This window comes from Curtobacterium sp. SORGH_AS_0776 (assembly GCF_031453355.1).
Lineage (GTDB): Bacteria > Actinomycetota > Actinomycetes > Actinomycetales > Microbacteriaceae > Curtobacterium.
This window is the reverse complement of record NZ_JAVIYU010000001.1, coordinates 3,797,385-3,818,458: the sequence shown is the minus strand read 5'-3', so window position 1 is coordinate 3,818,458 and position 21,074 is coordinate 3,797,385. Positions and strand designations below refer to the sequence as shown.

The following is a 21,074-nucleotide window of genomic DNA, read 5'->3' as shown; positions in this document are numbered from 1 at the left end:
CGCATCCCCCGGTCCCTGTCACCGGGCCGTTGTAGCATGCACGACACCTGTCCTGAGCCGAGGAGGCCTGCGTGCCGGAACCGACCGACCCCGCCTTCCCGATCGAGCGCATCCGGGACGTCGGTGACGACATCACCGCCGCCGTCTCCACCGTCGTCGACGGCAAGACCGAGGCCATCCGCACCGCCCTGACGGTGATGCTGGCAGAGGGACACCTGCTCGTCGAGGACGTCCCCGGCGTCGGCAAGACGGTGCTGGCCAAGGCGCTCGGCGCATCGGTCGGCGGGTCCGTGAACCGCATCCAGTTCACCTCGGACATGCTGCCGTCGGACGTCACCGGCGTGAACATCTTCGACCAGTCCTCCGGTGCCTTCCGGTTCTCGCCGGGGCCGGTGTTCGCGAACGTCGTGATCGGCGACGAGATCAACCGCACGAGCCCGAAGACCCAGTCGGCGCTGCTCGAGGCCATGGCCGAGGCACAGGTGACCGTGGACGGCGTGACGCGCAAGCTGGACAGCCCGTTCATGATCGTCGCGACGCAGAACCCGATCGACATGGAGGGCACGTACCCGCTGCCCGAGGCCCAGCGCGACCGCTTCATGGCCCGCCTGACGATGGGGTACCCGAGTGCCGACGCCGAACGGCAGATGCTGACCAACCGCGGTGGGGGCGACCCGTTGGCGCACCTCCGACCGATCGTCGACGTGGACACCCTCCGCGACCTCATCCAGTCGGTGCGCACGGTCCACGTCGCGCCCGACGTCGAGGCGTACATCGTCGCGATCGTCCGGGCCACCCGCAGCCACCCCGACATCGTGCTCGGCGCCAGCCCGCGGGCCACGCTGCACCTCGCCTCGGCCGCCCGTGCCCACGCCGCGCTGCTCGGCCGTCCCTTCGTCACGCCGGACGACGTCGCCACGCTGGCGCCGGTCATCCTCGCGCACCGGCTCGTGCCGGTCGCCCGCGGCCTCGGTGGCACGGGCGACGACACCGTCCGCGACATCGTGGTGCGCATCGTGTCCGACACGGCCGTGCCGTTCACGGCGACCCCCGTCCGCTCCTGATGTCCGGGTCCCCGGCGCCGACGTCGCTCGCGCTGCGTGCCGGCGCCCTGCGCTCCGGGGCGCTCCGGTACGGGAGGCGTGGCCTCGCGCTGCTGCGCCGCACGCCGTTCCCCCGACCGACCGTGCGCGGCTGGACCGTGATCGCGGTCGGCATCGGGCTGATCGGCGGCGGGCTGGTGGGGACGACGAGCGTCGCGGTGTCCGCGGGGCTGCTGCTCCTCGTGCTCGTGGTGCTCGGCATCGTCATGGCGTTCGTCGTCGCGGCACCGCTGCGCGGCAGCCGGAGCACGGCGCGCGCGATCGTCCAGGTCGGCGAGGTGTACCGCGAGCGGATCACCCTCGGCGGGACGAGCCTGCCGATCGGCCCGCGGTCGACGCTCCTCGTGCGCGAACAGCTCGACGACGCCCTCGTCAGCATGTCCACCGCCGAGACGTACGCCGCCGTCGGGCCGAACCTCCCGCCGGCGGTGCTCGACGTCGAGGCCCTGGCGATGCACCGCGGGCGCAGCGTGGTCGGCCCGGTGACGATCCGCGTCGAGGACCCGTTCGGCCTGCTCCGCATCGACCGCCCGGTGGTCGCCGCCGAAGAGGTCGTCATCGTCCCGGCATCGACGCCGCTCGCGTCGCTCGACGCGGGTGCGCTCGCCGGAGCCGTCTCCGCCGACGAAGGCCGGGTGGGGCAGGGCGGGTCGGCCGACGACAGCGAGCTCCGTCCCTACCGCCCGGGTGACCCGATCCGCCGTGTGCACTGGGCCCAGAGCGCCCGCCGCGGGGAACTCCACGTCCGCCAGACCACGCAGGCGCAGCCGCCGGAGGCCGTCATCGCGCTCGACGTCCGACGCGAGTCGTACCAGCGCCTCGGCCGCGACGACCTGGCGGAGCTCTCGGACCTCGGCGGCGACGCCGCGTTCGAGCACGCGGTCGTCGTCGCCGCGAGCGTCGCACGGGCACTGGCCGCACGGACCTCGCGCGTCGTGCTCGTCAGCGACGGACCGTCCGGCAGCACCCGGCACGCGGGGGACGCCGGCGGACTGACCGACGTGCTCGTGGGGCTCGCCGACGTCCGGGTCCGCTCCGACGCACGTGAGGTCACCGAGGTCCTCCCGGACGTCCGCGGCCGCGACGTGCACGGCATGACCGCCGTCGTCACCGGCAACTGCACCGCCGAGCAGGCCGCCGAGCTCGTCTCCGCGACGACCGGGTCGAGCCGGGGGATCCTGGCGACCATCGTCCCGCCGGACCCGGTGGTGCGCGGCATCCTCGACCGCGGCGGGTGGCGGACCCTGGTGGTCCCGGTCGCCGGTGCCCACGCGCCCGGGAGCATCCGGTGAGCGGCGTCGCCACCCGTCCGGCGCCGCCCCGGGGCGAGGCGCGACGCGAACCCGACCGACGGGTCGACCGACCGGACTCGCCGAGCCCCTGGGTCGTCGCGCTCGCACCGGTGCCCGTGCTCATCGCCGCCCTCGCCATGCGTCCCCTCGTGCAGGGCGTCGCGTGGTGGGTGTCCGGCGTCCTCGTCGCCGCCGTCCTCGTCGGCACGATGCTCGCCGTCCGTCGTCGGGCGCCCGGGGTGCGGTTCGTGGCACTCGTCGCGGCGCTCGTGGTCTGCTCGTGCGCCGCCGCGGTCGTGAACGACGTCCAGCCACTCGGGTGGCTCGACCGGAACGGTGCGCTCGGCGAGACGCTCGCGGCGATCCGGCTGAACCCCGCACCGCTGCCGCAGTCCGACGCGATCCGGCTCATCGTCACGGTCGCGATCGGCTGGGTCGCCGGCGTCTCGCTGTTCCTCGCGGCCGTCGCCCCGACCGCCGCACTCGCCGCCGTCCCCGCGCTCGTGATCCTCATCGTGCCGGGCGTCGTCACCGGAGCCCCCGCGGCACCCGGGCTCGTGATCGCCACCGGCATCGCCTTCCTCGTCCTGCTCTGGCTCTCGGTGCGGCCGGTCCAACGGGCGTTCCCCGCCGCCGTCGTCGGGGCGATCGGACTCGTCGTCGCCGTGGGACTGCCCGCGATCGTGCCGCTCAACGCCAGCTGGTTGTCCGGCGTCACCGGGGCGATCCAGTCGCCCGTGCAGCCCGGACGTCCCGGCACGCTGCTCAACCTCGGGCAGGACCTCCGACAGCCGAACGAGCTCGAGGTGTTCCGCTACCGCTCGTCCGACGGTCGGCCGGAGTACCTGAAGCTCGCGAACCTCGACGAGTTCGGCACCGGCGACTGGGTGCCGACGACCACCGACGCCGCGAAGTCCGAGACCGCCGACCAGCAGCAGTGGGCGGTCGGCATCAACCCGCGGCTCTCCAGCCGCGGCGACGTCACGATCCGGGTCACCGGGCTGTCGAGCAACTACCTGCCCGTCCCCGCCGGCGCGGTCTCGATCGAGTCCCGCTCGACGAACCTCGACCTGTCGCAGTGGCGCTGGATGGGGGAGTCGAGCACGGTGCGTTCCACCGGCCCGGCCACCCCGCGCGGCGCCACCTACGAGGTGTACGGCGCCTCGACGTGGTCCGGCGAGTACCTCGACGCGATCGCCGGCTCCGGCTTGCTCGGGCGTGCCGACGGCCGGGGGTTCGCGACCCCCTCGGCGAACCAGCTCCGGACCGACCGCGAACTCCCCGACAAGCTGCCGGTCAGCATCGCGCGGACGGCGCAGCGCGTCGCGGGCAGCGCGGCCACCGACTACGAGAAGGGCCGCGCGCTGGAGCAGTGGTTCCGCAGCGACCTGTTCACGTACTCCGAGACCGCGCCGGTCGAACAGGGCTACGACGGCGACAGCATGGACGTCGTCGCGAAGTTCCTGCAGGTCCGCGAGGGCTACTGCGTCCACTTCTCCTCGGCGATGGCGGTGATGGCCCGCACGCTCGGCATCCCGTCGCGCATCGCGGTCGGCTACCGGGCGGGCTCCACGCAGGCCGACGGCGAGTACACGGTGTCGAACCGGCAGCTGCACTCGTGGCCGGAGCTCTACATCAAGGGCGCCGGCTGGGTCGCGTTCGAGCCGACCCCCGACTCCGACGCCGCCGCGACGCCCTCGACCGAGGCCACCTCCACCCCCTCGGCGGCCGCCCCGGAGACACCGCTGCCCGCCCCGGGCGAATCCGCTCCCGCCGCGTCCGAGACGCCGACGCCGAGCGCGTCCGCCGCACCGGGAGCCGCCGGGTCGACCGGTGGCGGGGGCAACGGACCGCTCGGGCTCGCGGTGGGACTGGTGATCGCCGTGGCGCTGCTGGTGTCCCCGGCGCTCGTCCGGGCACTCCGCCGTCGGACACGACTCGGCGCGGTGCGATCGGGCAGGTCGCCGGCGGTGAACGCCTGGCGTGAGGCGCTCGACGACGTCGCCGACCACGGCTACGCGCCGGGCCTCGCGCCGCCGGGTGACGCCGCTGCCGCAGCGCGGACGGCACGTGCGGTGCTCGGGCGGCTCCGGCCGTCGGTGCCGGCGACGGTGCTGCCGCACCTCGAGACGATCGTCGACGCGGTCGACCGGGAGCGGTTCGCCGCGGACGGTGCGGCCTCGGTGGACGCTGCGGCGTTGCTCGTGGCGGTCCAGGAGGCGCGGGTCGCCCTGGACGCCTCGGCCTCCGGTGCGCGGGTGCTCCGGTCGCGCCTGGTGCCGCCGAGCCTGCTGCCCTCGTCCGCGTGGTCGCACGAAGGGCGGCGCGCGCGCCGCAGCGCGGCGTAGCGCCGCCGCGCGCGCCGCGCGCCGCGCGCTCGTAGCGTGCGAGGTTCCGCGCGTGGTGCGGGGCCCGCAGGGTCACACCGCGCGCGGAACCTCGCACACTGCGTCACCCGCCGCCGCGGCGTCAGCGCCGGCGGATGACCGCCTCGACGAGGGCCGCGACGACCTCGCCCGGGTTCACCCCGGGCAGCGCCGCCGCGTCGAACACCATCCCCACGTTCGCCCCGATGAGCACCCGGGAGAAGTCCTCGAGCGACATCCCCGCATCGATCTCCGGGTGCGCCCCGAACCACAGCTCCACGAGCTCGAACACGCCGTCCTGCAGCTCCCGCCGCTGCCGCACGAACTCGGGCAGGAACTCGGGGTGGCGCGTGGCGTACCCCCGGAACTCCGACAGCAGGGCGAACTGGCCGCTCTGGTCGTGCCGCCCGAACGCTGCCCGGACGACGTCGCCGATGTCCACCGCGGCGATGTCGGCGCGGACGAGTTCCCGCAGCGACCCGAGCACCAGGTTCGTCGCGCGCTGCATGACCTGCGCGACGAGGTCTTCCTTCGACGAGAAGTTCGAGTAGACGGCGCCCTTGCTGAACCCGGCGCGGGCGGCGACCTCGTCGAGCCGAGCCTCGTGCACGCCCTGCTCGGCGAAGACCTGGGCCCCGGCGGTGAGGAGTCGTTCCCGCACCTCGGCCCGCGGGGTCCGGGGCGTGGGCGAACCGGTGACGGAGGGGCTGGGGTCGGAGGCGTCGTCGCTCATGGTTCCTGATTCGACGGGCCCGCCGTGATCCGTCGGGTCCGGCTTCGTCGGGCTGGCGTGGTGGTGGGTCACGACCATTGTGCTGGAGGCAGGGTGCGTCGGGAGACCTGCCGCGCCGCGCGTCTGATCCCGCGCGGCATCAGCGAAGCCCCCAACCACAGGTCCGTACGGAACCGGCGCGTTCGGGTCGCGTCGGTGCGCCAGCGGACCATGGATGCCGGGTCGATACCCGGCGGTACTGATTGTACGACCGAGCACCGACAGATGACAGCCCCTTCGCGGATTCAGCCGTCCGACGCGTCCGCGGGCCCCGACTCGTTCTCGTGGTGCACGCTCCCCGCGCCGGACCGTCGCCCCGGCCGACGCAGCAACCGGATCGCGTCCGGTCGGAGCTTCCGGCCGCGCTGGAGCAGGGATCCGAGCGTGGACTTCGGCTGCCACTCACGACCGTTCGGCAGCCCCCATCCGCGCCGCACCGCGCCCCACCGCAGCCCGAGGGAGAGCACGATCGCGGCGACGATGCCGATCGACGGCGACCCGAGGTGCGACGCGACGACCATCACGGCGGACGCGGCGACGGCGACCGTGGCGTAGAGCGCGTTGCCGCCGAACACCGCGGGGACCCGGCGGAGCAGCAGGTCGCGCATCGCACCACCGCCGACGGCCGTGATCGTGCCCATGATGATCGCGGCCGGCCAGTCGAGACCGGCGTCGAACGTCCGCTGCACCCCGACGACCGACCAGAAGCCGATGACCGCAGCGTCGAGCACGGTGAACAACCGGTCCCAGGTCAGCTCGGAGAACGACACGAAGAAGGCGATGAGCGCACCGGCGATCGCGACCGGCACGTACAGCGGGTCGACGAGCGCGACGGGCGGCCCGTTCTGCAACAGGGTGTCGCGGAGCATGCCGCCGCCGAGGCCGGACACGAACCCGACGACGAGGAACCCGAAGAGGTCGAAGTCCATCGTCCGCGCGAGCGATCCGCCGAGGAGCGCCGACGCGAACACCCCGGCCAGGTCGAGCACGTTCGTGACCGACGCCAGGCCATCGACGGACAGCAGGTTCATGAGAACCATCAAACATCACCGGCGGGAGGTGGCGGGTCGCGCGCTGGTTAGGTTAGCCTCACCTTTGCCATGCTCGCCACCCTCGTCATCGGCCTCCGTGAAGGCCTCGAAGCGACGCTCATCGTCGGCATCATCGCCGCGTTCCTCCGTCGCAACCGCGTCCCCCTCGCCCCCATGTGGTTCGGCGTCGGGGTCGCCGTGGTGCTCAGCATCGCCGTGGGCTTCGGCCTGCAGGTCGTCGAGCAGGCGCTCCCGCAGGCCCAGCAGGAGGGCATGGAGGCGATCATCGGCATCGTCGCCGTCGTCTTCGTGACGGGCATGATCGTCTGGATGCGCACCCACGCGCGGACGCTCACGACCGAGCTCGAGGCGAGCGCGACCGAGGCCCTCGGCCGCGGCACCGCCTGGGCACTCGCCGGCATGGCCTTCCTCGCCGTCCTCAAGGAGGGCTTCGAGACCGCGGTCTTCCTGCTCGCCACGTTCCAGGCGTCGTCGGACACCGGGCTCGCGGCGCTCGGTGCGGTCATCGGCATCGCGGGCGCCGTGGTCGTCGGGTACGGCATCTACACCGGCGGCGTCCGGCTGAACCTGTCGAAGTTCTTCACCGGCACGGGGATCTTCCTCGTGTTCGTCGCCGGCGGCCTCGTGCTGACCGTGCTCCGCCGCGCGCACGAGGCCGGTTGGATCGTGATCGGGCAGCAGCGCACGGTCGACCTCAGCTGGCTCGCGCCGAACGGCTCCGTGCAGGGCGCCCTCGTCACGGGCGTCCTCGGCATCCCGCCGGACCCCCGGGTCATCGAGGTGCTCGGCTGGGTGCTCTACGTCGTCCCCGTCCTCGCGATCTCCCTCTGGCCGCGTGCCTGGCGTCCGTCCCGCGAACGGGTCCCCGCCGTGCGGCTCGGCATCGCCGGTGTCCTCGCCGTCGCCGCTGCGACCCTGGCGATCGCGGTCCCGACCGGGGGCGTCGACCTCCCGTCCACGACCGCCGTGACCGGCGGCGGCTCCGTCACCGCGTCCGTCGACGGGACGGCCGCGAGCATGCGCACCAGCGGCACGGGCCAGGAGGCGCGGTTCGCCTTCCCGGCGTCGACCCACCGGAGCGTCACCCGCGCGGGCGTGACCGCCGACCGCTGGCGGCGGACCGAGGACGGGTCGGCCGCGCAGCGGCCATCGACCCTGACGCTCGACGACCTCGTCGACCTGTTCGGCCGCGTCCCCGTCGGCATCTCACCGAGCACGAACCCCGGGCCGTTCTCGGCGCGCTGGGCCGTCCGCGACACTGTCAGCCTCTGGACCGTCCGGGGTGGCGTCCTGGACGCGAGCCGCGCGGAACGCACCGTGCTCACGTTGAGCGGTGGGGGCCTCCCGTCCGCTCGCACCACGACCCTCGACCGCACCGTCTGGTCCGTGCCGGACGCCCGCGTCCAGCAGGCCGCCACCGCGGTGGCGGCCGCGGACACCCGCTCCGCCGAGCTGCTGCTCTGGAAGGCCTGGCTGCCGATCGCCCTGGGCGTCGCCGCCGCTGCCCAGGCGTTGCTCGCCCTCCGCGACCGCCGTCGGCGGCCGGAGCCCACGACCACCACCCCCGAAACCGACCCGTCACGCGGCCCACCCGCGGACGACCCCACGAGGAGCCCTGAGTATGCCGTTCGGTAGGACTGCCCGCCCCCTGACCACCCTCGGCGCCCTCGGCGTCGTCACCGCCCTCGCCCTGACCGGCTGCGCGAACTCGTCCACGTCGGCGGGTGACACCGCGAGCAGCTCCGGCAAGGTCTCCCGCGTCTCGGTCACACTGACGAACGACGGCTCCGACAAGTGCGCCGTGTCGACCACGAAGGTCCCCGCCGGTCCGGTCACGTTCACCGTGAAGAACGAGTCGTCGACCGCGATCACCGAGGTCGAGCTGCTGCAGGACCAGCGCATCCTCGGCGAGAAGGAGAACCTCGCGCCCGGGCTCGCCGCGGTCACGTTCACCGCCACGCTCACCGGCGGCAAGTACCAGGTGTACTGCCCCGGCGCCGACCAGGAGCTCACGGACTTCACCGTCACCGGCAAGGTGACCTCGACGGCGAACAGCAGCGCCGCGACCCTCCTCGACGAGGGCACGAAGGGCTACGCCGAGTACGTCGACGGCCAGGTCACCGACATGGTCGCCGCGGTCGAGCAGCTGCAGAAGGACGTCGACGCGGGTGACCTCGCCGCCGCGAAGACCGACTACGCGAACGCCCGTCCGTTCTACGAGCACGTCGAGAGCGACGTCGACGGCTTCGTGAAGAAGGGCTTCAAGGCGACCGACAACGCCGGCAACCTCGACTACCTCATCGACATGCGCGCCTCGAACCTCGACCCGGCCGTCGGCTGGAGCGGGTTCCACGCGGTCGAGAAGGACCTGTTCGAGGCGGGGGCGATCACCGCCTCGACCAAGCAGACCGCCGCCGACCTGACCGAGAACGTCCAGCTGCTCGCGAAGCTCGTGCCGACCCTCGACTACAAGCCCGAGGACCTCGCCAACGGTGCCGCGGGCCTGCTCGAGGAGGTCCAGTCGAACAAGATCACCGGCGAGGAGGAGGCGTACAGCCACATCGACCTCGTCGACCTCGCCGCGAACGTGGAGGGCGCCCGCCAGGCCTTCGCGTACCTCAAGCCGGGCTTGACGAAGCTCGACCCGACGCTGACGAAGCAGATCGCGACGCAGTTCGACCGCACGAACACGCTCATGGACGGCTACCGCAACGCCGACGACCTCGGCGGCTTCGACACGTGGGACGCCGCGACCAAGGCCTCGGACGCGAACACGATCTCGCAGCAGGTCCAGGCGCTGCAGGACCCGCTGTCCCGCCTCGCCGAGAAGGTCGCCACCGCGTGACGACCCCGCACGACGAGCCGGCCCGCGACGGGACGAGCGCCCCGCCCCTGTCCCGCCGCGGGCTCTTCGGCGCCGGCCTGACCGCCGGTGTGACCGCCGGCGTCGCGGCGGCCGGAGCCGGCCTCGGAGCCGCTGCCGGCGTCGCCGGTGCCACGGCCGCGACCGGGGTGAACCCGTTCACCGCGGCGACGAACGGCGACGAGTCGATCGACCTCTCGCGGAGCCACCCGTTCTACGCGACCGCCGCGCGGCAGCCGCAGGGCGGGGTGCAGACCGCTCCGCAGCGGTACTGCGTGTTCATGACGTTCGACATGTCCTCGACGGTCCGGACCGACCTGCAGGTGCTCCTCGCCCGCTGGTCGGCGTCGATCGCGCAGCTGCAGGCCGGGAAGACCGTCGGCAGCGTCGAACCCGCCCACGGCGACGGCGTCGGTGCGGACACGGGGGAGGCGCTCGACCTCGGTCCCGCGTCCCTGACGGTCACCGTCGGGCTCGGGCCGGGGCTCTTCGACGAGCGCTTCGGCCTCGCGTCGAAGAAGCCGGCGCACCTCGCCGCGATCCCGACGCTGCCGAGCGACAACCTCGATCGTGCCCTCACCGGCGGCGACCTGTCGCTGCAAGCGTGCGCGGACGACCCGCAGGTGGCGTACCACGCGGTCCGCGACCTCGCCCGGATGGCCCGCGGCACCGCGACCGTCCGGTGGACGGTGCTCGGCTTCGGTCGCGCCTCGGCCGGGCCCGACCAGTCCACGCCCCGGAACCTCATGGGGTTCAAGGACGGCACCCGGAACATCACCACCGACGAGGACTACGAACGCTTCGTCTGGGTCGACGAACCGGGGTCCGGGGCCGGCTGGATGCGCGGCGGCACGTACCAGGTCGTGCGGAAGATCCGGATGAACATCGAGATCTGGGACGCGGACGTCGTCAGCGACCAGCAGCGCGTGTTCGGCCGCACGAAGATCGAGGGCGGACCGCTCTCCGGCGGCTCGGAGCACACCACACCGGACTTCCACGCGAAGGGCTCGGACGGCACGACGAAGATCGACCCGACGTCGCACATCGCGCTCGCGGCCCACGAGGCGAACGGCGGCGTGAAGATCCTGCGGCGGCCGTACAACTACACCGACGGGCTCAACCAGTACGGTCAGCTCGACGCGGGGCTGCTCTTCGCGGCGTACATGAACGACCCGGAGCACTTCACGACGCTCCAGCGGAAGCTCGGCGCCTCCGACCGGCTCAACGAGTACGTCTCGCACATCGGGAGCGGCGTGTTCGCCGTCCCGCCGGCTCCGCGCAAGGGCTCGTACATCGGCGAGCAGCTCTTCCGCTGAGGCAGTGAGATGGGTGCCCTCCGTCGTTTCCCTGGAGACGGAGAGCACCCGCGTCGCGGAGTCCCCCGGGCGGAACCACCGTCCGGGATGAGAGGCGACCCAGCGCGACGCGTCGCGATGCGACAGGGCTGAGCGTACCCCGCCGATCGCCGGTACAGCAGGGAGGTACCGTGATGGGACAAGCGTCGCGGGCCACCCGCGGACGGGCGCCGACGCTGCGGACCGGCACCGCGCCTCCTGGACCCACGAGAACGGGCCGTCCCACCTGGGTGGGACGGCCCGTTCTCCTGCCTGGAGGCGCGGCGTCAGTCCGTCAGGTCCGTCGCCTCGCGCTCGGCGCGCTTCCGACGCGCGAGCACCAGCGCCACGAGGCCCGCGAGGACCAGGAGGCCGGCTGCGACGGCCGGGGCCGCGATGTCGGCACCGGTGTACGCGAGCGCTCCGCCGGCGTTCGCCGGGACCGTGCCGTCGACGACGCCGTCACCGTCGGTGTCGACACCGACCGCACCGTCGTCACCGCCGCCGGCGCCCGGGGTACCAGGCGTGCCCGGGTCGGTCGGGTCCGTGGGGTCAGCGGGGTCGGTCGGATCGGTCGGGTCCACGGCCGCGGCGACGGGGATCGTCACCGCGAGCGTGATCGTCTGCCCGTTCGGCAGCGTGACGACGAGGGGCTCGTCGGTCGTGGCGGCCGGGGCCACGGCTGCCGCGAGGGTCGTCGTGCCGGCTGCTCGGCCCAGTGCGGTCGCGGGGTCCGTGGTTGCGCCGGGGACGAGGAAGGACAGCGTCGCCTGTCCCTGCTCGTCCGTCGTGTCGACGATCGTCGTGTCGATCGTCGCGCGGTCGAGTTCCTTCCCACCGGCGCTGACCGTGACCGTGCCGCCCTGATCGGGTTCGTTGCTGAACGTCAGCGAGGAGAGCTCGATGGTGACCCGGTCCCCGGGCTGGAAGCCGCCGTCCGGGGTCGCCGTCGTGCGGATGCCGGTGGAGCGCTGGTCGTGGGCGACCGTCACCGTGGGGTCCGCGCGGAAGTACTCGACCTGCGCCTCGAGGTCGACCTTGCCGCTGTCCTGCTTCGCCGCAGCCTGCTTGAACGCGGCGAAGTTGTCGCCGCCGCCCGCGAGGAACGAGTTGACGGTGACCTTGTAGGTCGTGTCCGCGTCGATCGCCGTTCCGTCGAGGGTCATCGTGGTGATGCGCGAGCCGGCCGGAGCACCAGGGTCGTAGGTGTACCCGAAGCCGTCCGAGGCGCCGAGCTTGAGGAACGGCCGGCTCGACCCGGAGGGCTGCCACTGCTGTTCGAGCGCCTCCCGGATCTGCGCGCCGGTCAGGTCGAGGACGACGAGCGTGTTGGCGAAGGGCTGGACGACCGCGGCCTCCTTGTAGGTGACCGTGCCCGACGCGATGTCGGCGCGGAGCCCACCGGGGTTCATGAACGCGATCTGCGAGCCCTGGCGGGTCGTCGCGGCGCGCTGCACCTCGGCGACGAAGTTCCCCAGCGTGGACTCGCCGCCGCGGTTCTCGGAACCGTTGCGCTGCTTCGCACGGCCCAGGTCGCGGTCGACCGTGCCGAGCTCGACCGCACCGAGGACCTCGGCTTCGGCCACCGCGTCGTCGACGGTGGCCTGCACGTCGGCGTCGGGCGTGAAGGTCCCGTCGACGAGCCGGATGTTCTCCGCGACGGTCGACGTGACGGTGCCGTCCGCCGCGACGGTGAGCTGCACGTGTCCGAGGTTGAAGCCGTACGAGCCGGTCTGGATCACCGGGCGGGTGGCGGGACCGGCGCCGATCTTCGCCTGGTGCACGTACGTCTGGTGGGTGTGCGCGGAGAGGATCGCCGAGACACGGGGGTCCACGTCGCGGACGGCACGGGCGAAGTCGGAGTCGCCGTCGAGGTCCGTCGCAGCAGCGGACTCGGCGCCGTCGTGCACGAGCAGGACGAGGACGTCGGCCTCGCCGTTGCCCTCGACGCCGTCGGTGAGGTCCGCTGCGACCTTGTTCACCTCGGTCGTGATGTCGCCCATCTCGAGGCCCTCGATGCCGGCCGGGCTCACGAGGCCCTGTCCGACGAGGTCGACCGTGGCGCCGATGAACCCGACGCGCTTGCCGCTGATCTCCTCGATCGCGTACGGGTCGAACGCGGGCTTGCCCGACGCGGTGTCGAGGATGTTCGCCGAGACGTAGTCCCACTGCGCGTTCCGGTCGCCCTGGGGTCCGATGACGCGGTCGCGCAGGTCGTCCTGGCCCTTGTCGAGCTCGTGGTTGCCGATGGCACTGACGGAGAGGTCCATCTGGTTGAGGACGTCGATCGTCGGCTGGTCGTCCTGGATGAAGGACTCGAACGTCGATCCGCCGATGTTGTCGCCGGAGCTGACGAACGCGCTCGTCGTGGGGTCCGGCCCGCGGAGCTGCTCGAGCGCACCCGCCAGGGTCGCGGCACCGGCGGCGTCGCCGTCGCGCGGGGTCGGCTTGCCGTCGGTCTGCGAGATCGACTGTGCGATGCGGCCGTGGAAGTCGTTGACGTCGTAGAGGTCGATCGTCGTGTCGCCCTCGGCTGCGCCGGCGACGGACGGGACGGACAGTGCGACGAGGACACCGGCGGTCGCGAGCGCAGCGCCCGCGACGAAGCGCCCGCGACGCGTTCGTGAGTGGTGGGAAGTGTTCATCGGCGTCGAACCTAGGAGAACGCACAGGCGACACGCCAGCTGCCCCCCGGACGCGTCACACGATGTTCACATCGGTGATGCCCACCGTGCCGTCAGTCCCGGCCGAACACGCCCTTCACCCGTTCGACCGCCTCCGCCGCCATCGCCTTCGCGGAGTCCTTGACGACGTCCAGCTCGACCGGGTCGCCCTTGAGCAGGCTCTTCGCGGTGTTCATCGCGTACTCGGCGGTGATGTGCGGCGGGAGCGGCGGCACGTTCCGGCTCACGTACGCGTCGATGACGGTCACGCCCGGGTTGTCGAACGCCCGCTGGACGGCAGCCTCGACCTCGTCGTCGCGGTGCACCGCGATGCCCGTGAACCCGAGGAGCTCGGCGTACCCCGCGTAGTCCATCGTCTCGACGTCCTGCGACCCCCGCCACATCGGGTTGCCGTCCTCCGTGCGCATCTCCCACGAGACCTGACCGAGGTCGTCGTTGTGCATGATCACGATGACGAGCTGCTGGTTCGGCCACTGGGCCATGTACTTCTTCACGGTGATGAGCTCGTTCATGCCGAGCATCTGGAAGGCCCCGTCACCGATGGTGCACACGGCGGGCTTGTCCGGGAAGGCGAACTTGGCCGTCACCGCGTAGGGCATCGCGGCGAGCATGGTCGCGAGCCGGCCGGACATGTCGCCGTGCATGCCGCGACGCAGGCGGATGTGGTGCCCGTACCAGTCGGCGGTCGTCCCGGCGTCGCAGGTCACCGTGACGCCCTCGGGCAGGTGGTCGTTCACGGCGCGGATGACGCGTCGGGGGTTCACCCCGTCGTCGTAGGCGACCTCGGCCTGGCGGGCCATCTCCGCCTCCCACTCGCGCATCTCGTCGGCGAGCCGCTCCTGCCAGCTGCGGTCCGACGTCTGCTCGAGGAGGGGCAGGACTGCCTCGAGCGTCGCACCGACGTCGCCCCAGAGGTTGAGCTCGGTCGGGTACCGCAGGCCGAGCTGCTCGGGCTTGATGTCCACCTGCACACCGCGGGCCTGGCCGGACTCCGGCAGGTACTCGCCGTAGGGGTAGTTCGTCCCGAGGAGCACGATCGTGTCGCACTCCTTGATCTGCGTGAGGCTCGGTCGCGACCCGAGGAGCCCGACCTGCTGCGTGTGGTAGGGCACGTCCGACGGGACGACGTCCTTGCCGCGGAGCGCCGTGATGATGCCGGCACCGGCCTTCTCCGCCGCGGCGAGGACCTGGTCCGTCGCACCGCGGGCACCGGCCCCGACGAGGAAGGTGATCTTCTCGCCGGCGTTGAGGATCTCGGCGAAGCGCCGGACGTCCTCGGCGGGTGGGGTGATCCGGGTCGACGCGGGGACGTCGCTCGAGCGGGAGACCCAGTGCTCGACGCCCGGCTCCTCGTACGCCATCGCCTGCACGTCATGCGGGAGGACGACCACGGCCGGCTGCTTGCGGAGCATCGCCGTCCGGAACGCGGTGTCGACGACGACCCCGACGGCGTCCGGCGTCGTCACGGTCTCGACGTAGCACGCGACGTCGGCGAACACCCGCTCGAGGTTCGACTCCTGCTGCGTGAACGTCCCGATCGAGGCCAGTCCCTGCTGACCGACGATCGCGACCACCGGCTGGTTGTCCATCTGTGCGTCGTACAGGCCGTTGAGCATGTGGAACGCGCCCGGGCTCGACGTCGCGACGCAGACCCCGACCTCGCCGGTGAACTTCGCGTGCGCGGTCGCCATGAGGGCGGCGATCTCCTCGTGCGTCGGACGGACGTACTCGAGTGCTCGTTCGCCGCCGTCCGCCTTGCCGAGGGCACCGTCGAAGGCGCCGATCCCGTCGCCTGGGTAGCCGAAGACGCGGGAGACCCCCCATGCCTCGATGCGGTCGATGACGAAGTCGCTCACGGTCGTGCTCATGCGCCCACCGTGCTCGGCGGTTCCTGTACGCGCTCAGCGACGAGGGGGACGCGCGTCCGTGCCCGTCAGCCGATCTCCTGCCACGTGCCGCCGGCGGCGCTGCCGACCACGGCGTCGACGAGGTGGGCCGACCGGGCGCCGTCGGCGAACGTCGGCAGACCCTCGGGCCACCCGTCCGGGTCGGGTCCGCTCCGGACCGCGTCGTAGGTGTCGGCGACGAACGCGGCGAACGCGTCGAGGTAGCCCTGCGGGTGCCCCGACGGCACCACGGCCAGGCGCCGCTGGTCCGGCACGCCGAGCGACGGGTCTCGGACGACGATCTGCGCGCCGCGTTCGTTCCCGAACCAGGCCGACTCCGGCTGCTCCTGGTCGAAGGCGGCGGACCCACGGGTGCCGTCGACCTCGAACCACAGCCGGTTCTTCCGTCCCGAGGCCACCTGCGAGATGACCACGTTGCCGATGCGGCCGGTGTCGGTCCGGAAGGTAGCGACCGCGGTGTCCTCGGTGGTGACCTCGGCGCGCTGCGAGGCGTCGGCCACCGGGTCGGGGTCGGGGGAGCCGGAGAACGACGGACCGGACGCCGCCGGACGCGTCGGGTAGACGATGTCGGTCGCGGCCGAGACCGAGGCGAAGCGCTCACCCGTGACGAACTCGACCAGGTCGCACCAGTGCGAGCCGATGTCGGCGAACGCCCGCGAGAGGCCCCCAGAGCCCGCGTCGACCCGCCACGACGAGGCGTCCTCGTCGAGCATCCAGTCCTGCAGGTAGTGGCCGTGGACGGCGAGCACGCGCCCCAGGTCGCCGTCGGCGATGCGTCCGCGGATCTCCCGGACGATCGGGTGGTACCGGTACACGAACGGCACGGTCGCCACGACGCCGGCCAGCCGTGCGGCCTCGACCAGCTCGTCGGCCTCGGTGGCGTCGATGGCGAGCGGCTTCTCGCACACGACGTTGATCCCGGCGCGGATGACCGCGAGGGCCTGCGGGTGGTGCTGGTCGTTCGGCGTGCAGACGTGCACGACGTCGGGAGCGTCCGCGATCACCTCGTCGAGCGAGGCGTACCCGCGGGGGAGGTCGAGCTGGGCGGCGACCTGCTCGGAACGGGACGGACTCCGACCGAGCACCCCGAGGACCTCGGCCCCGGCCGCGCGGGCGGCTCGCGCGTGGACGCCGGCGATCATGCCGGTGCCGACCACAGCGACGCGCAGGCGTCGCCCTCCGTACCCACTGCTCATGGTGCTCCCTCGCGCCGGACTGGACCCCACCGTACCGACGTCTCCCGGCCACACGCCGGAACGCATGAGTACGTTCTGGGGCATGTCGAGCCTCCAGACCTCCCTGCTCATCCTCGGTGCCAGCGGCGACCTGTCCAAGCGACTCCTCCTGCCGGGCCTGGCCACCCTCCTCGAGGTGAAGGACGACTGGGACGTCCAGCTCGTCGGAGCCGGCGTGGAGGACATCTCGGACGCCGACTGGAAGGCGCAGGTCCGCGAGTCCTTCGAGAACGCGCAGGCGTCGAAGAACGAGGAGGACGAGGGGGCTGCCGACGGCGGTGAGCGCCTCAGCGAGCGGCTCCTCGGTGTCATCGACGCCTCGACCTACCGCAGGGCCGACGTCACCGACGCCGACGACCTCCGGACCCTGCTCGGCGACTGCCGGTACGACCCCGCGATCTACTTCGCCCTGCCGCCCGCCGTCACCGAGAAGAGCTGCGAGGTGCTCAAGGACCTGGACCTGCCGTCCGGGACGCGCCTGGCGCTGGAGAAACCGTTCGGCACCGACGCCGAGAGCGCCGAGCACCTCAACGACGTGCTGCACTCGTTCCTCCCCGAGGAGCGCATCCACCGGGTCGACCACTTCCTCGGCCGGTCCACCGTGCTGAACCTGCTCGGCCTCCGCTTCGCGAACCGCATCATCGAGCCGCTGCTGTCGTCCGCACACGTCGCCCGCGTCGACATCGTCTACGACGAGACGCTCGGACTCGAGGGGCGTGCGCGCTACTACGACAAGGCGGGCGCGCTCGTCGACATGATCCAGAGCCACCTGCTCCAGGTGATGGCCGTGGTCGCGATGGAGGCGCCGGCGTCGATCGACGCGGACGACCTGCGCACCCAGAAGGAACTCGTGCTCCGCGCCGTCCGGCCGTGGGGTGGCGACGTCGTCGCGGCGGGCAAGCGCGCCCGGTACACCGCGGGCACGATCGGCGACCGCTCGCTGCCGTCGTACACCGACGAGGACGGCGTGGACCCGTCCCTCGGGACCGAGACGCTCGCGCAGCTCACCCTCGAGATCGCGAACTGGCGCTGGGCCGGGGTGCCCTTCACGCTGCGGTCCGGCAAGGCCCTCGCCGAGCAGCGCCGCGAGATCGTGATCACCTTCAAGGACTCGCCGCACGTGCCGGTCGGCCTGCACGGTGCGGAACTGCCCGATCGGCTCCGGATCTGGATCGCACCCGACGAGATGCAGCTCGAGCTCAACGTCAACGGCGCCGGCGACCCGTACACGATCGACCACACGAGCCTGGACGTCACGTTCAACCCCGGACGCCTCAGTGCCTACGGCGAGGTGCTCGCCGGGGTGCTCGAGGGCGACGCCACCCTGTCCGTCCGCGGGGACAGCGCCGTGCAGGGCTGGAAGGTCGTCGAGCCGTTCCTGCAGGCCTGGCGCAGCGGGAAGGCCCCGCTCGACGAGTACCCGGCAGGCTCCGAGGGACCCGGTTCCTGGGACAACATCGACTGCTGACGGACCGCGCGGCGTAGGTTCCGACGCGTGACCACGATCGACGACGTCCTGCAGACCGTTCCCGAACCCGCCGGCGCCGACGTGCGCGTCGACCCCGTCCGCTACGACCACGAGGGCACCCCGCTGCTCGGCGTGCTGGCGAAGGACGCGGCGATCGCCGGTCGTCGCCCGGCCGTGCTCGTCGTCCACGACTGGCACGGCGTCAACGAGCACGTCGAGGCGCGCGTCACGATGCTCGCCCGCCTCGGGTACGTGGCCTTCGGCGCCGACGTCTACGGCGAGGGCGTCCGCCCGGGCGACGACACCGCCGCCCAGGTCGCCGGGTCGTTCTACCAGGACCTCCCGCTCATGCGGGCCCGCGTCCGCGCCGGCCTCGACCGCCTGCTCGAGGACCCCGACGTCGACCCGGCCCGGGTCGTCGTGATGGGCTACTGCTTCGGCGGATCCGCCGCGCTCGAACTCGCGCGCACCGGGGCCGACCTCGTCGGCGCGGTCTCGTTCCACGGCGGGCTGCTCACGCACGACCCCTCCGACGCGGCCGACGTCCGGGCGAAGCTGCTCGTCCTGACCGGCGCCGCGGACCCGGTCGTGCCGGACGAGAAGGTCCACGCGTGGCAGGACGAGATGCGGGCGGCGCCGACCGTCGACTGGCAGGTCGTGACCTACGCGGGCGCGATGCACGCCTTCGCGGTCCCCGGCACCGACGCACCGGACCACGGCGCCCAGTACCAGGCACGTGCCGACCGTCGGTCGTGGCGGGCGCTCGAGGTGTTCCTCGCCGAGGTCTTCGACGAGGAGCTCGCCGCGCTCTGAGGGCCGACACGCCGAGGGTGGGCTCGGGGTGGCCTCGATTGGCGTTCGGGGCCGCAGCTGTTGTAGAGTCTTCCACGGCCGCAAGGCCACGCGCTCGTAGCTCAATGGATAGAGCATCTGACTACGGATCAGAAGGTTGGGGGTTCGAGTCCCTTCGAGCGCACTGGAAGTACTGATCGGGTGCATCCCGAGAAGTATCCCATCAGTAGAAACACCGAACAGACAAGCCCCCAGGCGGATCGCCTGGGGGCTTTGTCGTGCTGCGGCAAGCACGAACGCCCCCACGTATGCGGTGGGGGCGTTCTGTGCACCGGCATGATTCCCGTCCGGTTGATGGACTGCGGGTGCGGTGTGAGGGTAGCGCAGGGGTGGAGCGCACATCGAGCTCGCTGCGACGTAACTTGTCCGCATGACTACAGAAGAGACATGCGGCCACCACTGGACGATCGAACGCTACCTGGGCTCGAAGGCGGGCGACGAGGTGTGCACGAAGTGCGGTGAGGATCGACCTCGTGAACGGCGCAGTCATCTGTAGCGGTACTGGCGACGGTTGGGGTAAACTGTTGCTATGAGCGAGACAGATGACAGGGCGATGACCGCCCCGGAGCAGATGCGGGCGCTAGCTGCCGAAGCGCACGACGCTATGAGCAGCATGATCACCCAGATTGAGGGCGAGTGGGGCAAGGGTCACGGCATCGATACGCTCCGACAGCAGGGTGACGAGGATGTACTCCTAGCCGATCGCGTCGCTGCCGCTCTCCGCGACGCCGCCGACCAACTCGAAGCGGTGCAGGAAGCGCTGACGGGCGGATCGGTGGCGACGCCAATGGTGGTGCGTGTGGCTGAGGCTCGACGTGCGCTTGACCGGTCAGAGCGGCTGGCGGCTGAGCTGCGGACGACCACGCTACAAAACCTCGGTCGCAGCAAGCGCGACCACCGTCCACACACCGCCGACACCGCACCACAGGAGGACCGTGATGTCTGACCCGGTGGACACGGACGCGCTGCGGGACGTGGCAGTCGTTCTAGAAGGCCATCACTCCTGGAACGATGAGGCAGAAGCCGCTGACCTTCTCCGCGTTGCTGCCGTCGAAGTAGACCGGCTGCGCGCAGAAATGGCTACGGTCAGCATCAACGCCGGTCTGCGCCTAGAAGAGCTGCGCGCCGTCATCGAGAACGCACCGCATGAGTGGACATGTCCTGCACGGCAGGGTGATCACTTGATGTGTCTTTGCTGGAAGGCGGACGTGCTGTGACTGCTGCTGCGCCCGCTACAGTTCCTCGTGTGGGTAACCCGAAGCGTGTCCTGTCAGCGGAGGACGAGCAGGCGATCCGGGACGTGCTGAACCGTGCTCAGGCCGTGCAAGACGAGGTGCGTACTGCCGTCCTCACCGCACACGCGCACGGTGCGTCCGTCCGCTCCCTGGCCGAGTTCACCGGGATGAGCACCAACACGATCATGCGATGGAAGAAGGACGCGACGTGAGTGCAACACGCAAGAAGCGCCGGGACATGACCAAGTATGAGCGAGCAGTCGACTGGCGGGATCGTCTCTCGCCGCGCTGGTGGCGGGCGGTTTGGGTCATATTTGGCCTGTCCGGTGCGCTCTACGTCCTCGGCGCTGTGCTGCGGATTTCTGGCATCTGACGCAACCCATTTCGCCGGCTGATCCGGACAACTCGCGCGCACACCATCGGGCACGCGGCGACAGCATCCCGGTCGCGGGTGAGCTGCATGAGTCGCTGCTGGTATCTGACCCATGAGTAGCCGAACGTGTCCCGGATCGCGGCTTCTTTGCTGCGGTCGTTGCGGGGATGCGTGGACTCGAAGTCGAGTAGCAGCCTGTCCGCGCCGTTCATGTCCACCAGTGTCAGTGCAGCCGCTGACACTGGTACGCATGGGTGTCCGTCGCCGTGATCGTTGGTTGCCGCCGGAAGCGTTCTCACTGTCCGAGGAAGCACGCGGGGTGGTGCGGCACGAGTTCGACCCGCCACGACCCGTGTACGCCTGGTTGCAGACTTCTGACCGGCTGATCCGTGTCGACGCAATGGCACTCGCAGCATCCGACGACGCCGTACTCGTCGAGTGGGGCAGCGGGCAAGCGAAGACGAGCGCGTGGATCTGGCGCACGGCCGTCAAGCAGCGCAGAGACGACGAAAGCCGCCCGCCCACCATGTAGGTGAGC

General features: G+C 71.7%; 18 protein-coding genes and 1 tRNA gene. 13 read left to right on the top strand and 6 right to left on the bottom strand.

The window, feature by feature from the left end; genetic code table 11:
- The first annotated feature begins 71 nt into the window (after positions 1-71).
- From QE359_RS18710 to QE359_RS18700, 3 genes are read left to right on the top strand one after another with little or no spacing between them, the layout of a single operon-like run.
- A complete protein-coding gene (locus QE359_RS18710) occupies positions 72-1,064 on the top strand; it encodes a MoxR family ATPase (protein ID WP_309780337.1) in 993 nt (330 codons plus the stop codon).
- On the top strand, positions 1,064-2,395 hold the full coding sequence (locus QE359_RS18705; protein ID WP_309780336.1) for a DUF58 domain-containing protein: 1,332 nt from the start codon (positions 1,064-1,066) through the stop codon (positions 2,393-2,395). Before QE359_RS18710 ends, QE359_RS18705 begins: the two co-directional genes overlap by 1 nt.
- Complete coding sequence (locus QE359_RS18700) at positions 2,392-4,743, top strand: DUF3488 and transglutaminase-like domain-containing protein (RefSeq protein ID WP_309780335.1); 2,352 nt, start codon at positions 2,392-2,394, stop codon at positions 4,741-4,743. The genes QE359_RS18705 and QE359_RS18700 overlap by 4 nt, the downstream gene beginning before the upstream one ends.
- Before the next feature lie 121 nt (positions 4,744-4,864).
- On the opposite strand, the gene QE359_RS18695 is transcribed toward QE359_RS18700, so the two are convergent.
- On the bottom strand, positions 4,865-5,494 hold the full coding sequence (locus QE359_RS18695) for a TetR/AcrR family transcriptional regulator (protein WP_309780334.1): 630 nt from the start codon (positions 5,492-5,494) through the stop codon (positions 4,865-4,867).
- Between the two features lie 284 nt (positions 5,495-5,778).
- A complete protein-coding gene (locus QE359_RS18690) occupies positions 5,779-6,564 on the bottom strand; it encodes a trimeric intracellular cation channel family protein (RefSeq protein ID WP_070418153.1) in 786 nt (261 codons plus the stop codon).
- 69 nt (positions 6,565-6,633) lie between these two features.
- On the opposite strand from QE359_RS18690, the gene efeU reads away from it, so the two are divergent.
- Genes efeU through QE359_RS18675 form a run of 3 tightly spaced genes read left to right on the top strand, consistent with a single transcriptional unit; the run spans position 6,634 to position 10,764 of the window.
- Positions 6,634-8,220 (top strand): iron uptake transporter permease EfeU, encoded by a 1,587-nt coding sequence (efeU, locus tag QE359_RS18685; RefSeq protein ID WP_309780333.1) that lies wholly within the window; start codon positions 6,634-6,636, stop codon positions 8,218-8,220.
- Positions 8,207-9,430 carry an iron uptake system protein EfeO gene (efeO, locus tag QE359_RS18680; protein WP_071296022.1) on the top strand — a complete coding sequence of 408 codons (1,224 nt, stop codon included), beginning with the start codon at positions 8,207-8,209 and terminating at the stop codon, positions 9,428-9,430. The genes efeU and efeO overlap by 14 nt, the downstream gene beginning before the upstream one ends.
- On the top strand, positions 9,427-10,764 hold the full coding sequence (locus tag QE359_RS18675; RefSeq protein WP_309780332.1) for a Dyp-type peroxidase: 1,338 nt from the start codon (positions 9,427-9,429) through the stop codon (positions 10,762-10,764). Before efeO ends, QE359_RS18675 begins: the two co-directional genes overlap by 4 nt.
- A gap of 305 nt (positions 10,765-11,069) precedes the next feature.
- Here QE359_RS18675 and QE359_RS18670 read toward each other — a convergent pair whose 3' ends face one another.
- The 3 genes from QE359_RS18670 to QE359_RS18660 form a co-directional block, all read right to left on the bottom strand.
- A complete protein-coding gene (locus QE359_RS18670) occupies positions 11,070-13,427 on the bottom strand; it encodes a bifunctional UDP-sugar hydrolase/5'-nucleotidase (RefSeq protein WP_309780331.1) in 2,358 nt (785 codons plus the stop codon).
- A 92-nt stretch (positions 13,428-13,519) separates the two neighbouring features.
- Positions 13,520-15,334 (bottom strand): thiamine pyrophosphate-requiring protein, encoded by a 1,815-nt coding sequence (locus QE359_RS18665; protein ID WP_309780330.1) that lies wholly within the window; start codon positions 15,332-15,334, stop codon positions 13,520-13,522.
- A gap of 65 nt (positions 15,335-15,399) precedes the next feature.
- Positions 15,400-16,569: a Gfo/Idh/MocA family oxidoreductase gene (locus QE359_RS18660; RefSeq protein WP_309780329.1), complete on the bottom strand. Its 1,170-nt coding sequence runs from the start codon at positions 16,567-16,569 to the stop codon at positions 15,400-15,402.
- Positions 16,570-16,651: 82 nt separating this feature from the next.
- Between QE359_RS18660 and QE359_RS18655 the strand changes: the two genes are divergently transcribed.
- The 6 genes from QE359_RS18655 (at position 16,652) to QE359_RS18630 (ending at position 20,375) form a co-directional block, all read left to right on the top strand.
- A complete protein-coding gene (locus QE359_RS18655) occupies positions 16,652-18,076 on the top strand; it encodes a glucose-6-phosphate dehydrogenase (RefSeq protein WP_309780328.1) in 1,425 nt (474 codons plus the stop codon).
- Positions 18,077-18,103: 27 nt separating this feature from the next.
- Positions 18,104-18,889, top strand: coding sequence for a dienelactone hydrolase family protein (locus QE359_RS18650; protein WP_309780327.1), 786 nt, complete (start codon positions 18,104-18,106; stop codon positions 18,887-18,889).
- Positions 18,890-18,979: 90 nt separating this feature from the next.
- Positions 18,980-19,052: transfer RNA gene (locus tag QE359_RS18645), tRNA-Arg, on the top strand.
- Between the two features lie 405 nt (positions 19,053-19,457).
- Positions 19,458-19,874: a hypothetical protein gene (locus tag QE359_RS18640; protein ID WP_309780326.1), complete on the top strand. Its 417-nt coding sequence runs from the start codon at positions 19,458-19,460 to the stop codon at positions 19,872-19,874.
- Positions 19,867-20,145 carry a hypothetical protein gene (locus tag QE359_RS18635; protein WP_309780324.1) on the top strand — a complete coding sequence of 93 codons (279 nt, stop codon included), beginning with the start codon at positions 19,867-19,869 and terminating at the stop codon, positions 20,143-20,145. Before QE359_RS18640 ends, QE359_RS18635 begins: the two co-directional genes overlap by 8 nt.
- 29 nt (positions 20,146-20,174) lie before the next feature.
- The gene (locus QE359_RS18630) at positions 20,175-20,375 is read left to right on the top strand and encodes a helix-turn-helix domain-containing protein (protein ID WP_309780323.1); all 201 of its coding nucleotides are present in this window, start codon (positions 20,175-20,177) and stop codon (positions 20,373-20,375) included.
- A 121-nt stretch (positions 20,376-20,496) separates the two neighbouring features.
- Here the strand turns inward: QE359_RS18630 and QE359_RS19155 are convergent, their stop codons facing one another.
- Positions 20,497-20,748, bottom strand: a complete 252-nt coding sequence (locus QE359_RS19155; RefSeq protein WP_396127745.1) for a DUF3263 domain-containing protein — start codon at positions 20,746-20,748, stop codon at positions 20,497-20,499.
- Positions 20,749-20,786: 38 nt separating this feature from the next.
- Between QE359_RS19155 and QE359_RS18625 the strand changes: the two genes are divergently transcribed.
- Positions 20,787-21,068 carry a hypothetical protein gene (locus QE359_RS18625; protein WP_309780322.1) on the top strand — a complete coding sequence of 94 codons (282 nt, stop codon included), beginning with the start codon at positions 20,787-20,789 and terminating at the stop codon, positions 21,066-21,068.
- The last annotated feature ends 6 nt before the right edge of the window (positions 21,069-21,074 follow it).

Coding starts and splice junctions, on each gene's coding strand:
- QE359_RS18705 (WP_309780336.1), top strand. CDS start 1,064: ATGTCCGGGTCCCCGGCGCCGACGTCGCTCGCGCTGCGTGCCGGCGCC.
- QE359_RS18695 (WP_309780334.1), bottom strand. CDS start 5,494: ATGAGCGACGACGCCTCCGACCCCAGCCCCTCCGTCACCGGTTCGCCC.
- QE359_RS18690 (WP_070418153.1), bottom strand. CDS start 6,564: ATGAACCTGCTGTCCGTCGATGGCCTGGCGTCGGTCACGAACGTGCTC.
- efeU (WP_309780333.1), top strand. CDS start 6,634: ATGCTCGCCACCCTCGTCATCGGCCTCCGTGAAGGCCTCGAAGCGACG.
- efeO (WP_071296022.1), top strand. CDS start 8,207: ATGCCGTTCGGTAGGACTGCCCGCCCCCTGACCACCCTCGGCGCCCTC.
- QE359_RS18670 (WP_309780331.1), bottom strand. CDS start 13,427: ATGAACACTTCCCACCACTCACGAACGCGTCGCGGGCGCTTCGTCGCG.
- QE359_RS18665 (WP_309780330.1), bottom strand. CDS start 15,334: ATGAGCACGACCGTGAGCGACTTCGTCATCGACCGCATCGAGGCATGG.
- QE359_RS18660 (WP_309780329.1), bottom strand. CDS start 16,569: ATGAGCAGTGGGTACGGAGGGCGACGCCTGCGCGTCGCTGTGGTCGGC.
- QE359_RS18655 (WP_309780328.1), top strand. CDS start 16,652: ATGTCGAGCCTCCAGACCTCCCTGCTCATCCTCGGTGCCAGCGGCGAC.
- QE359_RS18640 (WP_309780326.1), top strand. CDS start 19,458: ATGAGCGAGACAGATGACAGGGCGATGACCGCCCCGGAGCAGATGCGG.
- QE359_RS18635 (WP_309780324.1), top strand. CDS start 19,867: ATGTCTGACCCGGTGGACACGGACGCGCTGCGGGACGTGGCAGTCGTT.
- QE359_RS19155 (WP_396127745.1), bottom strand. CDS start 20,748: ATGAACGGCGCGGACAGGCTGCTACTCGACTTCGAGTCCACGCATCCC.
- QE359_RS18625 (WP_309780322.1), top strand. CDS start 20,787: ATGGGTGTCCGTCGCCGTGATCGTTGGTTGCCGCCGGAAGCGTTCTCA.